The 11,934-nt window shown below is 70.1% G+C and carries 21 protein-coding genes; all 21 read right to left on the reverse strand.

Translation table 11 applies throughout. The features are described from left to right. Positions 1-8: 8 nt before the first annotated feature. On the reverse strand, positions 9-473 hold the full coding sequence (locus tag OG302_RS22295) for a hypothetical protein (protein WP_371528377.1): 465 nt from the start codon (positions 471-473) through the stop codon (positions 9-11). Further along, positions 474-1,028, reverse strand: coding sequence for a head-tail connector protein (locus tag OG302_RS22300; RefSeq protein WP_371528378.1), 555 nt, complete (start codon positions 1,026-1,028; stop codon positions 474-476). Positions 1,029-1,039: 11 nt separating this feature from the next. After that, entirely contained in the window at positions 1,040-1,273 is a 234-nt protein-coding gene (locus OG302_RS22305; RefSeq protein ID WP_371528379.1) for a hypothetical protein, read from the reverse strand. A gap of 64 nt (positions 1,274-1,337) precedes the next feature. Continuing rightward, a complete protein-coding gene (locus OG302_RS22310; protein ID WP_371528380.1) occupies positions 1,338-2,552 on the reverse strand; it encodes a phage major capsid protein in 1,215 nt (404 codons plus the stop codon). A gap of 88 nt (positions 2,553-2,640) precedes the next feature. Beyond that, positions 2,641-3,372 (reverse strand): HK97 family phage prohead protease, encoded by a 732-nt coding sequence (locus OG302_RS22315; protein ID WP_371528381.1) that lies wholly within the window; start codon positions 3,370-3,372, stop codon positions 2,641-2,643. Positions 3,373-3,374: 2 nt separating this feature from the next. Beyond that, positions 3,375-4,517, reverse strand: coding sequence for a phage portal protein (locus OG302_RS22320; RefSeq protein WP_371528382.1), 1,143 nt, complete (start codon positions 4,515-4,517; stop codon positions 3,375-3,377). A gap of 11 nt (positions 4,518-4,528) precedes the next feature. Continuing rightward, on the reverse strand, positions 4,529-6,010 hold the full coding sequence (locus tag OG302_RS22325) for a terminase (protein WP_371528383.1): 1,482 nt from the start codon (positions 6,008-6,010) through the stop codon (positions 4,529-4,531). Next, the gene (locus OG302_RS22330) at positions 6,003-6,269 is read right to left on the reverse strand and encodes a hypothetical protein (protein ID WP_371528384.1); all 267 of its coding nucleotides are present in this window, start codon (positions 6,267-6,269) and stop codon (positions 6,003-6,005) included. Before OG302_RS22330 ends, OG302_RS22325 begins: the two co-directional genes overlap by 8 nt. 191 nt (positions 6,270-6,460) lie before the next feature. Further along, positions 6,461-6,898: an AAA family ATPase gene (locus OG302_RS22335; protein WP_371528385.1), complete on the reverse strand. Its 438-nt coding sequence runs from the start codon at positions 6,896-6,898 to the stop codon at positions 6,461-6,463. Between the two features lie 6 nt (positions 6,899-6,904). Further along, the gene (locus tag OG302_RS22340; RefSeq protein WP_371528386.1) at positions 6,905-7,180 is read right to left on the reverse strand and encodes an HNH endonuclease; all 276 of its coding nucleotides are present in this window, start codon (positions 7,178-7,180) and stop codon (positions 6,905-6,907) included. 13 nt (positions 7,181-7,193) lie between these two features. Next, positions 7,194-7,457 (reverse strand): hypothetical protein, encoded by a 264-nt coding sequence (locus OG302_RS22345; RefSeq protein WP_371528387.1) that lies wholly within the window; start codon positions 7,455-7,457, stop codon positions 7,194-7,196. Between the two features lie 162 nt (positions 7,458-7,619). Then, the gene (locus OG302_RS22350; RefSeq protein WP_371528388.1) at positions 7,620-7,796 is read right to left on the reverse strand and encodes a hypothetical protein; all 177 of its coding nucleotides are present in this window, start codon (positions 7,794-7,796) and stop codon (positions 7,620-7,622) included. Between the two features lie 384 nt (positions 7,797-8,180). Beyond that, positions 8,181-8,303 (reverse strand): hypothetical protein, encoded by a 123-nt coding sequence (locus tag OG302_RS22355; protein ID WP_371528389.1) that lies wholly within the window; start codon positions 8,301-8,303, stop codon positions 8,181-8,183. 79 nt (positions 8,304-8,382) lie between these two features. Then, positions 8,383-8,814: a hypothetical protein gene (locus OG302_RS22360; RefSeq protein ID WP_371528390.1), complete on the reverse strand. Its 432-nt coding sequence runs from the start codon at positions 8,812-8,814 to the stop codon at positions 8,383-8,385. Continuing rightward, positions 8,811-9,332 (reverse strand): hypothetical protein, encoded by a 522-nt coding sequence (locus OG302_RS22365; protein ID WP_371528391.1) that lies wholly within the window; start codon positions 9,330-9,332, stop codon positions 8,811-8,813. Before OG302_RS22365 ends, OG302_RS22360 begins: the two co-directional genes overlap by 4 nt. Positions 9,333-9,339: 7 nt before the next feature. Continuing rightward, positions 9,340-9,483, reverse strand: a complete 144-nt coding sequence (locus OG302_RS22370) for a hypothetical protein (RefSeq protein ID WP_371528392.1) — start codon at positions 9,481-9,483, stop codon at positions 9,340-9,342. Positions 9,484-9,489: 6 nt separating this feature from the next. Next, positions 9,490-9,678: a hypothetical protein gene (locus OG302_RS22375; RefSeq protein ID WP_371528393.1), complete on the reverse strand. Its 189-nt coding sequence runs from the start codon at positions 9,676-9,678 to the stop codon at positions 9,490-9,492. Then, positions 9,678-10,778 (reverse strand): conjugal transfer protein, encoded by a 1,101-nt coding sequence (locus tag OG302_RS22380; protein WP_371528394.1) that lies wholly within the window; start codon positions 10,776-10,778, stop codon positions 9,678-9,680. Before OG302_RS22380 ends, OG302_RS22375 begins: the two co-directional genes overlap by 1 nt. Then, positions 10,775-11,152, reverse strand: coding sequence for a hypothetical protein (locus OG302_RS22385; protein ID WP_371528395.1), 378 nt, complete (start codon positions 11,150-11,152; stop codon positions 10,775-10,777). The genes OG302_RS22380 and OG302_RS22385 overlap by 4 nt, the downstream gene beginning before the upstream one ends. After that, positions 11,149-11,628 carry a hypothetical protein gene (locus tag OG302_RS22390; RefSeq protein ID WP_371528396.1) on the reverse strand — a complete coding sequence of 160 codons (480 nt, stop codon included), beginning with the start codon at positions 11,626-11,628 and terminating at the stop codon, positions 11,149-11,151. The genes OG302_RS22385 and OG302_RS22390 overlap by 4 nt, the downstream gene beginning before the upstream one ends. Before the next feature lie 95 nt (positions 11,629-11,723). Next, a complete protein-coding gene (locus OG302_RS22395; protein WP_371528397.1) occupies positions 11,724-11,933 on the reverse strand; it encodes a hypothetical protein in 210 nt (69 codons plus the stop codon). Position 11,934 lies beyond the last annotated feature (1 nt).

Below are 11,934 nucleotides of genomic sequence, written 5' to 3' on the forward strand. Positions count from 1 at the left end.
GGGGTGGATCAGATACGGGCGCGGCAGGCGACCGTGAACGCGAGACCGCAGATGGCGCCCTCGCTGTGTGACTGGGTCAGGTCCCCGGCTGTGAGCTCCGACCACAGGACGGTGCCGTTCAGGGTCGGAGCTTCCGGTGCGGCATCGGTGCCGCGCAGCGCCTGCTCGACCTCGCCGACCAGCGTGAAGACGTCGCTACGACGAAAGGCCATGTCCTTGTCGCCGCCCCGCGATTCGGCGTAGCAGGCGATCGCGAACGACTCGTCGCGCAGGCGCGCCCCCGCAGAGGCGAACTCCTGCTCCAGTCCGACAGCCGATTCGCCAGCCGGTGACCAGCCGATATGGATCCGGCGCCGACTGGTCAGATTCACCGCGGTCGGCCCGTCCACGATGGCCACCTCGTCCAGCGCGGGCCGGGCACGCAGGATCGCCAGCAGGGCCTCGATCGCGGCGGGAACTCGGGAGGTCTGCATCTAAGCCACCCCCGGCGGAACCTTGTACGGCTCCAGCAGCTGCAGCACGCGGTTGGGAATCGCGTATCCCCAGCCGGGCGTCGGCTCGGTCACGCTCCAGTCGTCCCCGCCCCCGACGCTGGCCAGACCACGCGACGCCCCGTACTGGGTGCGCCACAGGTGCTGCAGCAGGATCCGGGCGGCGAGGTTGATGGTGGGCGGTACGGTGCCGCGGCCAGCCGTATAGGTGACCAGCCACAGCGTCCCGGCGAACGAGCCACCCCGGTAGCGAACGATGCCGGGCGTGCCGTCCAGGACCAGCGCATCCAGGTCCAGGGCGTCGCCCGCCTCGACGGCCGGGGCCACGGACACCAGGGCCACGGCCGGAACGTGGGACAGGCACAGAGAGGCGCTGCGGCCCTCGATCGTCTCGGTGAACTCCCGCGTCTCGACGGGGCCCACGTGCCGTTCGATCGCCGCGGTGAGCGCCTCGACGTACACGCCCAGCTCCGCGTCGTCGCCGGTGCCGTCGATGTCGAGCTGGGCCTTGGCTTCGGCGAGGGTGAGCAGCGCCATGGTGCCCCGCCTTACTTCTCGACGGTGGACTTCGTCATGGGCTTGCGGCGGCCGGTGGCCTTCTCGGGCTCGGCGGGGTTGGCCGCGTTCTCTTCGGCCGGTTCCTCGCCGTCGTGCTCCTCGGCCAGGCCTGCGGCGATCATCTGCCCGGCCTCGTCGTCGGGCAGTTCGACCGCCCCGCCGCGCTCGGGCCAGGGCTGGCCGTCGCGGGTTCCGGAGATCGTCACCTTCATGCGGACACGCATGTCGTTCCTCTCAAGGGGTGCGACGGGCGGCCGCCATCCGACGGCCGCCCTGGGTGCGGGTGGATCAGGACGCCCCGCCGGTGAAGACCTTCACCGCGCCGGTCTGGTCGATGAGCAGACCGTCCGCGCGGATGATCGCCCGGAAGGTCACCAGGTCGGAGTTGAACGCGTAGTCGTCGGAGCGCTCGAAGCGCACCCCGCCCGCCAGGCGGACGAAGTACTGCGAGAAGTCACCGAAGGCCACCGACTTCGCGGACAGCGCCGGGGCGGCGACGTTCGGGTCTGTGTTGACCGGCTTGCCGAGCAGGGTGTCCGGGGCGCCGACCTGGATGGAGGGCTGCCACAGGTACTGGCCCTGGCCGTCCTTGAGCTTGCGGGCCGCGCCGAGGCTGGAGTCCCGCATCAGCCAGCCGCACGAGGTGCTGTTCCGGTAAGGGGCGATCACCGAGTAGTAGAGGTCGATGAGGTTGTCCGCCGTGAACGCGCCGACCACCGCGGTGCCGCCGGTCACGCCGGCCGATGCCGAGGTGATGACGCCGGTCGGCTTGGACGAGCCGTCGCCGGTGATGGCGTGAGCGCCGAACGCGTTACCCAGCGCGCGGCCGGCCTGCATGGCGAGGTAGCCCTCGAGGTCGACGCCGGTGTCGGTGAGCAGCTCGCTGGACGCCTGCAGCAGGACGCCGTACTTGTAGGCGCCCAGGGCGCGCTTGGCGAACGCCGGGTCCGACTCGGTCAGCGTTCCGGCCTCGGCGGTGAGCGCGGCGCTGGAGTGCGCGGTGGTCACCGGGATCTCGATGGTCTCGCCGGACGAGGTGTTGAGGACGGTCGGCCCGGCCATCATCACGCCGGACACCTCGATGAGGTGCGCCATCAGCTGGCCGTAGAACGTGGTCGGGACGGTGTTGCCGCCCGCGGTCGCCGAGCTCTTGACGAGGTCACGGAAGGCGACGCCGTCCGGCTTGGCGATGTCGATGCCGCGCTGCTCGCCGCGCGCCCAGCGCCGCAGTTCCGAGTCCGTCTCGGTCTTGCGCTCCTGCTCCTGCGGCTTGGACAGCAGACCGGCGAACGCCGCCTCGGCGTCCTTGGTGCGCTGCTCGGCCTCGGTCAGGTCCTTCACGCGGGCATCGATCTTGTCGAGGTCCCCGTTCAGCGCCTGATAGCTGGACTCCTCCTCGGCGGTCAGGTCGCGCTTGTCGGCCTCGGCCGCATCCAGGAGCGCCTTGGTCTGCTCCCAGATGTTCGCGCGGCGCTCCTGCAGCGCCTTGATGTGTGAACTCACGTCGCCCTCCTGGGCATGACGAAGGCACCCTCGGCAAGTGGGCCGGGGTGCCTGGTGGGTGGGGTGTCGAGGTGGGGTTCGCCCTGCCTCAGAAGGTGCGGCGCTTCATGAGCTCGGCGCGCCGCTGCCGTACCGCCATGACCGGGTGGGTGTCGCCCTGCCCGCTCGGCGGCTTGGTCTTGGACATCACCGAGCGGACGGCGTCGGCCGCGGCCGTGCCGTCCAGGTCGATGACGACGGTTGTGTTCGGCTTGGCCAGGAACCGCTTCAGCTCGTCCGCCTCGGCCGCGGCCCGCACCTCGGCGAGGTCGGCGCCGGCCTTCTCCGCCAGCGAGCGCAGCCCGGTGGACGTGTCCAGGTAGGCCGGATCGTTTACCGGGGCGACGTCGACCAGCTGCCCGGACAGCAGGGTCCGCACCGGGAACCCGTCGTCGGTCATCGCCCAGTCGTCTTCGAACGTGTAGAACGCGAACGACGACTCGGCGATGTCACCGCGCTGCACCAGCTCGTACACGTCGCCGCGCGCTGCCGGTACGTCGACGCTGTAGTCCAGGCCGGTGCCGTCCGTCTGCAGCCGCAGCGTGCCCGCACGGGACGTGCCCAGCAGCGCCATGTTGTCGTGGTTGTAGCGGGCCATCACGCGCGGCCATCCGTCACCCTCGCTCTTGGCGAAGAACCCCGGATCGATGCGCTCGACGAACCCGCCGAGGTTCCTGCTCAGCGTGTTGAACTTCGCCGCGTACCCGCCGATCGTCCTGCTGTCGCCGGCCGCCCGGACCTCCACGAGGCCGCGCGTGAAGCGACGTTCACTGTCGTTCACGTCTACTCGCTTTCGTCCTTGGCCACCTTGACCAGTGGCTCGTAGCTCTGCCCCATGCCACCGGGCAGGGGCTCTTCGTCTTCCAGGCGCCGCAGCTCGTCGATGTTGTGCAGGCCGATCGCGCGCGCGATCCGGTAGGTCTGGTAGCGGGTGAGGGTGTCGGTGCGCAGCATCGCGTCGACGTTGAACCGCGCCTCTTCCGTCGGCGGGCGCAGCCATGAGAACGCTTCCTCGAGGCGGGCCAGCCACGGCCGCAGCGTCCACGTCAGCAGGTCGATGCTGTTCTGCTCGACCGTGGCGTAGGTCAGCGATCCGCCGGTCTCGCCGCCGACCTTCTCCGGGGGCACGCCGTAGATCGCGGCGATCTGGTTGGCGGTGGCCTTGATGGTCTCCAGGAACTGCGACTCGTTCGCCGGGACCGAGATCGCCCGGTACTTCACGCCGTTGCCCAGCGCCACGACGTCGCGGCCCTCGGCTGCTTCCTTGAACCGCGCCTTCAGGATCGTGGCCGCGTCGCGGTCGACGACCATGTCCGTCTCCAGGACGGCGCTCGGGGTGGAGCCGTTGGCGAACCAGTCGCGGCCGAACTGGTTGGCCAGCAGACCGGCCTCGGTCGTCGTCGCGAAGTAGGCGATGGGCGAGAGCCCCAGGATCTGGCCGGGCACCGTATAGGCGGGAACGTGGAAGAGCTGCCCGTCCTCGAGGCGGCGCCCCTTGTAGTACCAGACCGGCACGGCCGCGAGGTTGTCCTGGATGCTCACATCGTCCGGGTGCAGCCACTCGATCTGGCTCGGCCAGCCGTCGGGCCCCCACGCGACGATCAGCCCGTAGGCGTTGCCGCGCAGCGTCAGCGAAGTCATGCACCGGTGCAGCCAGTCGTAGCGCGTACCGGTCGCCGCCGGACGCCGGAAGAGCGGGGGCATGGGGGCGCGCAGGCGGTCGTCTCCCGCCGCCAGATAGCTCTTCAGTGGCAGGGATGCCACGGAGTCCGCGAGCAGCCGCGTAGCGGCGTACACGGGTCCCAGGCGCAGTGCCCGTTCCTGGCTGCCACCGCGCAGGACAGCCGGGTCCCCGCCCGACCCCCACACGTCCTGATACGAGATCGCACGCTTCAACGCCGACCGGCGGAAGGGCCACCACTTCATGAGCTGTCCCCTCACCAGACGCTTTGCATGATGTCTTTCGGTTCCTCGACCTCAGCGCCCAGGCCCCACTTGGCCAGCGTCGCCGCGACCAGCGGACTGATGTCCACGGACACGATCCGCCGGGCCCACGCCCACGCGTCACCCAGCGGACGCTGCTGCGCGCCGGCCAGCGCGGAAGCGAGCGGCGCATCATCGAAGTGCGTCAGCTCCTGCGCGGATACCGCGTCGTAGAACTGGCCGCACGCGGCCGCCATCTCGCGCGCCTTGGGCTTGACCACCTCGATGCCCAAGCCGTCGTCCTCGTCCTCCAGTGCGTCGATCAGCGAGGCGGCCGGGCTCGCCGGGTCCACGACCCAGCAGCGCGGCTTCCACTTCTTGTGCAGCTCCTTGGCGCGCTCGACGATCCAGCCCACGCCGGGCCGGTGCTCGACGACGGTGACGTGCACGCCACCGCGCCAGCGGAAGGCCGCGCAGATCGCCGCATGCGATCGCTCGGGCGTCATGTCGATACAGAACGCCACCGGCGCCGACCGCTTCGCGTCGGAGACCGCCAGGGCCCGCCAGGCGTCCTCCCCGATGACCTGCCACGTGTCGGCCTCGTCCGAGGGGTAGTCGCCCACGCCGAGCCGCTCGCGCTCGAAGATGCCCGACGAGCCCAGCGACGCGCGCTCGTTGCGCACGTACTCGGGCGTGATCAGGTAGCCGAGGCTGGGGTTGGCCTTGGCCCAGGCCGCCGGGTCATCAGCATCGTCGTGGTCCGCGCAGCCCGGCGGGCACTCGTCCACGTGCGGATCCACCGACCACTCGAAGTACGCCAGCGACGGATCCGGGACACCGGCCTCCAGCGCGGCCAGCGCACGGCGCCGCAGCCGCGCCAGCTGCACGGACGGGGCGCCGATCCCTGCCGAACCCAGGTACCAGAGCTGCGGGTTCGGGACGGCCGACATCGTCGGCATCAGCGCGCCCATGGCGTCGTCGCCAAGGATCATGTCCTCGTCGAGGATGTTGCAGTCACCGGTCCAGCCACGCCCCGAGCCACCCGAGCGGGCAATGAACTGCAGGCACTCCCCGGTGGTCAGCGTGATCGACGTCTCTGTGGTGTTGCACAACATCCGCTTGACGCGTTTGCGCAGGTCAGGGCATCCAAGGATGAGTGACTGGATTCGCTGGAACGCGACGCGGCTCGTCTTGAACTCGTGCGCCGAGTGGATGATCAGCCGTTCCTTGAGGAGGAACAGCCCGGCCAGCTCTCTCGCTTCGATCACGCCGCCCTTGCCGTTCTGCCGGGCGACGTTCACCGCGATCTCGAACGCGGACCAGTTGCCGTCCTCGCGCTCCCGCATCCCGACGTCCAGCACGTGCTGCTGCCAGGGGAAGAGGTCCAGGCCCGCCATCGCCGCCAGCTCGACAGCCTCCTGCCCGGACGAGGACAGGAACGCGGGAGGGGCGGTGAACAACCGCGGCGTCTGGACGCCGAAGCCAGGCTCAGGCACGGCGGGCAGTGACACGGCGTGCCTCCCGCTTCTGCGACAGCTGGTCGATCCTGTCGTTCCGCTCCTCCGCCGGCGCGACCTTGCGCAGGCCCTCCAGGACGGCGCGCAGCTCACGCCCCGCGTTCGCCTTGGCGGTCGCCCCGTCCTTGCCGTCCATTACCGCAGCCAGGGTCAGGGCGAGTTGAGACAGGCCGGGCGCCGTCTCGCCGACGCGGAGCTGGGCGATCTCGGCGGCAGTCGCCTCGACGTTCGTCGGCATGATCACCCCCGGTGGTCACGCGCAGTCACCGCGCTAAATCGCTGGCGTCGGCGTCGGCGGATTAGGGGCGCCCGCTAAATCGCTGGAGTCGAGGCCAGCGGATTAGCGAGTACAGGCGCCGTGTAAAAAATCGGGCGAGAAGGGCGTTTGGGTCGCCCGCTCCTGTGCTCAAAAAGTGGGCGGAGCCATGATCACCACGTGAGTGGGGAGCCGCCGGCGGTGATGTGGGAGGCGGCCCGTCGGGAGTTGTACCAGCGGGCGGCGACCCTCTTCATGGCCGGGTCGCGCATGGCTTCGATGCGCTGCATGACGACGTCGCGGCCGGGGTCGACGGTGATGACCTTGGCGTCTAGGCGCTTGTAGCGGGCCCTGGCCTTGGCGCTGGGCATGGTGTGGATGAGGTACACGTCGGTCTTGTCACGAAGCGTGAACGCCTCGTCCATGGCTGCGTAGCGGGCACGGTGGGCGACGCGCAGCTGGATGGGGTCCTGGTTCCAGGCGGGGGCGCCGGGTCCGGTGAGCGCGCGGGTGATGCGGTCCAGGTCGATGACGATGTCGGTCGGCTTGGCGTGGCTGTCGATCCAGCTGCTCTTGCCCGAGGCCGGCGGGCCGGTGATGACGTACAGCATGGGGGTTCACCACCTCATCGGGGCTCGCGCCTGCCGTACCGGGTCGGGCCGGTTGCCTCGCGCGCTGTTGCAGCGCCGGTGTGCTGAGCGGGCGTTGGCCGGGTCGAGGAGTGATCCGCCTCGGCTGAGCGGGATGAGGTGGTCGAGGGTGAAGGCGAGGGGGTGGCGCGTGCCGTCGACGTTGGCGGGGATGTTGTGGCCGCAGCGCCAGCACGGGAGGCCGAGCGCCTTCTGTGCGGCGACGAGGCGGCGGTATGGGCGCCCGTTGCGTATGCCGGCCACGGGCGCCTCCCTGCTACTGGTCCTCGTCGACGAGCTCGCGCAGGTCTACGTCTCCGTTGTCGTCGACGACGCCGCCGTCACGCAGGGTGCGGGCGATGAGGAGCGCCCGGTAGTCGTCCTCTGAGAGGTCGTCGCAGGCTTCGGGACGGTTCGTGACGGTGGACGCTTCAACGATCGCCTTCTCGCAGTCGGCTTCGATCTCGGCGTCGGACTTGCCGCACGCGGTGAGGCCCGCGAGTAGAGCGGCGGCGATGGCGATGGCGGCGCGAGTGCGCATGGTTCCCCCCGGATGGTGTGGGGGTCCAGCGTGGCGCGTGTGGGGGCAGCGTGAAGGCGTGTTGGCCGGGTCGTGACATGCGTATGCCCCGCGCGGTGGCGGGGCTTGTGCGTCTGGGCACGCCGGACGTGCCTTGAGTGTTACAGCCTGCGACGTAATGGGTCAAGCGGCGTTGCCTGTTACGCGGTGTTGGAGTTCGTGCAGGTCGACGAGGGCGCGGCCGTGGTCATCGTGGCCGTGGTGGGTGAGCTTGCCTCGGTGGAGCCACACGCGGATGGTGCCCGGCTTGATGCCGGTTGCAGCGTGGGCGGCGTAGGGGTCGACGAGTACGGGCTCCATAGAGCCATGATGCGCCTTGCATGACGTCGACGAGGTCGATGACGGTGCTGACGACGTCGATGCCGATGATGAGCACGAGCAGGGTGGCGAGCGCGAAGAGCACCCAGGTAGGTATGTCCATGCCCTTACCTGACCCGCCGTGGGGCGGTGATCCACATGTGCGGCTGCTCCTGCGGGCGGTCCAGTGCTCCCAGGGGACGAGGGGGCGGGGGCTTGTGCGGGTCGGCATGGCTCGACTCTGGCGGGCCCCCGCACGACTGTTGGATCTTGGTGGACAACTCGCAGGCTGTGGATAACCCCGTCACTCTCGCGCCCTGAGCACGGTGTCTGGTCGGCAGAGCGGGCCCCGCCGCGATCGACGCGGTGGGGCCCGGGCCCTCGGGATCAGACGCAGGGGAAGTGTGACGGCGGAAAGTACCCCATGCAGTTGGTGCAGAGGTCCAGGGGCGGCTGGTCGTAGCGGAGTACGGCGATCCGGTAGGCGGCAGTGAGGAGTCGAGAGATCATGGCGGTTCCTGTCTCGTGTGATCGGGATGGGTGGACCAGGGCGGCCGGGTCGCCTGGCAGCAGTCGGCCGCCCTGGGGTCTAAGTGGCGTGCGAGTCGGGCTCGTTGATCTCCTCGCGTGGTGCGTGGTAGATGCACATAACCCCGTTCGGATCCAGAGCCCCTCTCGCCCTCTTGAGCCTGCGACGTGCAGCTTCGTCGGATTCGGGGGCCACCCCTCTCGGTGGGGGAGTGGCGGACCAATCGGACATCTGCCACGCCATTACGGCCCACGCGATCGGCGCGAGGTAGATCAAGTGCGGCGCCTGGATGAGGAGTCCGGCATAGAAGATCGCCGCGAGCGCGAGCAGGACGAGGCGCCGCAGGACGACGCCGAGCCACGCCAGGTCGGCGGGCAGCGTGTGGCGCTCGGGGGTGTGGCTCTTGCCTCCGAGCCAGTACCCGAGCCATTCGAAGGCCTTGCCCGTGCCGAGGCATAGGCGGTGGCCGGCCGCGACCGCGCGCGCCCTCACAGCAGGCCCACGATCAGGTCGCCCGAGAACGAGACGACGGGAGCGAGGACGTACCCGGCGACACCGGCGACGCTGGACGCCAGGCCGAGGCTGACCCCGGCGAGGATGCCGCGCAGGAAGTCGAGCCGGAACCCGCGGCGGGAGGCGACGGCCACCAGGACGACGGTAGCGATGATGATGAACGCGTGGCCGCCGGGGGTGAGTGCGAGGAACGATCCTCGCGTGACGTCGGGTGATGTGCCGCCAACGCCGTAGACGAGGATCGCTTCGCCGACCTTGTTGGTGCCCCATAGCGACCAGTCGGCGGCGGCGCCGATGAGGCCGCCGGCGGACAGGATGAGCAGGGTGCCGTAGGCGAGGCACAGGAGGAACGGGGCGAGGCGGCGGAGCGCCTTGAGTGAGAGGCGCTTCTTGTTGCTGGCCCACCAGCGGGTGAAGTCCCAGCCGAAAAGGGACAGTCCGACGGTCACGCCTCCGAGGGAGACGAGGCCGTAGGTAGGGATGTCGAGCGGAGTCATGGGGTCCTCAGCGGAGGATGGCCACGGCGAGCGCGGCGAGGGTGATGATCAGGGCGACGGTCCCGGTGATGCGGGGGACGTCGGTGAGCGCGACGGCGCAAAGGCCGAGGAACGCGACCAGGGCAGCGACCGGGAAGAGCACTGCGAGCACCGGGGCCTACTCGATCGGCGGGTGGCCGGCGAAGTAGGCGTCCCACAGCCAGGGGGCCGGGGCGGGCTCGTAGCCGGGCGGGAGGTCGCCGGGCGGGAGCGTGGGCAGCAGCTGCTCAGCGTCGGGGCCGACACCGTTCACGAGCAGCAGGTGCCGGACGCGATGTTCGTCGGGAGCAGAGGCGGAAGCGCGCATCAGTTGTACCCGCCTTCCATCGGCTTGGCCGGGGCCCCGCCCTGCTGGCGCTTCGCCTCGCGTGAGAGCGCGGTACGGATGTACGGCTCGGCGACGACGAGGCGGCGGTGGCGCTCCAAGTACTCGGCGATCTCGCGGGCCTTGGCGTCCGGGCCGAGAGTGGATGCGGCCTCAACGACGGCGGCCTCCAACGTCACGGCCTCCAGCGCGGCGACCTGCAGCGCATCAGCCGCATCCGGTCGATGCACCTCGTACTCCGGTGGCCGCTCCCCGAGGACCAGGGCGACCTGTACGGAGTCGATGACGACGCCGTAGCCGACGAGCAGGGAGGCGAGTTCGGCGGGCGTCATATCCGGCTGCGCATCACGTGCGATCCGCACCGCATCCGCCGGGTCCATCTCGGCGAAGCGGCGCCGCAGAACGGCCTGCGCCGACCGGTCGGGACTGGCCTTCGCCGTGAGGGTCTGTCGTCCGTACATGCCGCCGAGGGCGGTGTCGGCGCCGTCACGGATGCGGATGCGCTGCACGTCGACGAGTTCGGCGCCGAGCTGGGCGTCGCCCTGGCCGACCTTCTCGGCCAGCGTCCAGCTGTCGCGCAGCGCCTTGTTGCGGGTCTCCTCGTCGGGGTGGTGCTGGGCGACGGCCTGCTGGTACGCGATCTGCTGGACGGCGTCGGCGTTGCGGCGCATCTGCTCCGCATCCACACCGGTGCGGTAGATGGTGACGCGGCGGGCGATCAGGCCGAGGCCCTCGGCGGCGCCGGACATCGCCATCGGGGTCAGCCCGTAGACGATGGCCTCGCCTGTGGTGCGGGCGATGGTGACGCCTGTGGCGCAGGCTCCGACGGGGGCGAGCCACAGGCCGAGGCGGACGACCTTCGGTGAGGCCTGGCCGAGCATGGTCAGGCACAGCATCGTCAGCGCGAGGACGAGGGCCAGGCCCTCGCCGGCGGCGACGACACCGGCGGCGGTGGCGCCGCGGTGGAACTGGGCTGCGACGTTGGTGTAGGTGCCCCAGCCTCCGAAGCCTCCGACGGCGATCATGAGAACGGTCGCGACGGACAGGACGGTGATCTGCCAGGCGTTCAGGGTGCGCGTCACTGGCCACCTCCGCGCAGCCGCTCGGCCTCGTCGGCGAGCTGGTCGATGCGGTCGAGGTGGAGGCGGGTGATGCGGGTGAACGCCCGGACGGTGTCGGGGTCGTAGGAGGCGACGGTCCCGGCGACGTCGATGGCGACGAGCGGGAGCGGCTCGTGGTGGATGACGCCGTAGGGCGCGGTGGTGATCCACGCCTGGAGGTAGGCGAGGGCCGTGTCTCCCGTTTCGATGTACGCGGCGATCTCGGGCCCGTTGTGGACGATGTCGGGCTTGAACTGGGCGCCGCTGTGGGCGTCGACGCACCACGTGGGCTCGTCGATGTCCAGGGCTTGGGTGGTGAGGACCGTAACGGTGACGGTGCGGGGCTCGGCGTTCATCGGCCACCGCCGAGCGTGCGGTAGTCGAAGCGCGTGCCGCAGCGGCGGCCGCTGGGCGAAGGCATCGAGTAGGGCGTCATCCCGCGGAGCCAGTCCGTGCGGGCGGTGGTGGCGTGCTCGTCACAGGCGTAGACCGTGAGGTCCAGGCTGCCGTGGGCAAGGCCGTCGCGGGGGCTGTACCCCTCGATGAGCGCAGCGGCGGGAGCGCCACAGCCGGGACCGATGGGCTCGTAGGGCTCGACGGGCGGCGGGCGCAATGCCTCGTTGTCGAGGGCAGCGCGGTCGATGCCTCGCAGGAGGATACGCAGGGCCTCGGCGAGCAGGCCATGGGCCTGCGCCGTGTTGGCGGCCTGGCCGTAGTCGACGGTGCCGTAGGTGCCGAGCATGCGGCGCGCCACGGTGATCGCGGCGGGGAGCTCACTCGGGTACGTGTGGGTGGTGTCGCCCGCGTGCGGGGACATGGAAAGATCGGCCATGCCGACTCCTGGTCTAGTCAGGATGTTCGGTAGGGGTCGGGCGACGCGCGCGCCTCGGGTGTTCCACCACCCGGGAGCTGTCGTCCGGCCCCGCTCTATTCGGTTGAGTACTTCTTGATCGCGTCGTTGATGACGGTGTAGCTACGGCCGCGATCCTTGGCGACCGCGTAGGAACTGCCGAGCTCTTTCTTGCCGTCGGCGAGCGCCTTCCCCCGCCGTTTCAGGGCTTCGGCCAGCTGCGATTGGAGCTGTTCCACCAGCTCGTCCTCACGTTGGAACCGAACCCGCCAGGGTTCTTCGGTCACA

It is taken from the genome of Streptomyces sp. NBC_01283 (assembly GCF_041435335.1).
GTDB lineage: Bacteria > Actinomycetota > Actinomycetes > Streptomycetales > Streptomycetaceae > Streptomyces.

Bases quoted from the DNA above. Each gene is read 5' to 3' on its own strand.
- OG302_RS22385 (WP_371528395.1), bottom strand. From the start codon at position 11,152: ATGAACGCCGAGCCCCGCACCGTCACCGTTACGGTCCTCACCACCCAA.
- OG302_RS22305 (WP_371528379.1), bottom strand. From the start codon at position 1,273: ATGCGTGTCCGCATGAAGGTGACGATCTCCGGAACCCGCGACGGCCAG.
- OG302_RS22335 (WP_371528385.1), bottom strand. From the start codon at position 6,898: ATGCTGTACGTCATCACCGGCCCGCCGGCCTCGGGCAAGAGCAGCTGG.
- OG302_RS22320 (WP_371528382.1), bottom strand. From the start codon at position 4,517: ATGAAGTGGTGGCCCTTCCGCCGGTCGGCGTTGAAGCGTGCGATCTCG.
- OG302_RS22330 (WP_371528384.1), bottom strand. From the start codon at position 6,269: ATGCCGACGAACGTCGAGGCGACTGCCGCCGAGATCGCCCAGCTCCGC.
- OG302_RS22350 (WP_371528388.1), bottom strand. From the start codon at position 7,796: ATGGAGCCCGTACTCGTCGACCCCTACGCCGCCCACGCTGCAACCGGC.
- OG302_RS22390 (WP_371528396.1), bottom strand. From the start codon at position 11,628: ATGGCCGATCTTTCCATGTCCCCGCACGCGGGCGACACCACCCACACG.
- OG302_RS22295 (WP_371528377.1), bottom strand. From the start codon at position 473: ATGCAGACCTCCCGAGTTCCCGCCGCGATCGAGGCCCTGCTGGCGATC.
- OG302_RS22345 (WP_371528387.1), bottom strand. From the start codon at position 7,457: ATGCGCACTCGCGCCGCCATCGCCATCGCCGCCGCTCTACTCGCGGGC.
- OG302_RS22375 (WP_371528393.1), bottom strand. From the start codon at position 9,678: ATGCGCGCTTCCGCCTCTGCTCCCGACGAACATCGCGTCCGGCACCTG.
- OG302_RS22365 (WP_371528391.1), bottom strand. From the start codon at position 9,332: ATGACTCCGCTCGACATCCCTACCTACGGCCTCGTCTCCCTCGGAGGC.
- OG302_RS22300 (WP_371528378.1), bottom strand. From the start codon at position 1,028: ATGGCGCTGCTCACCCTCGCCGAAGCCAAGGCCCAGCTCGACATCGAC.
- OG302_RS22355 (WP_371528389.1), bottom strand. From the start codon at position 8,303: ATGATCTCTCGACTCCTCACTGCCGCCTACCGGATCGCCGTACTCCGC.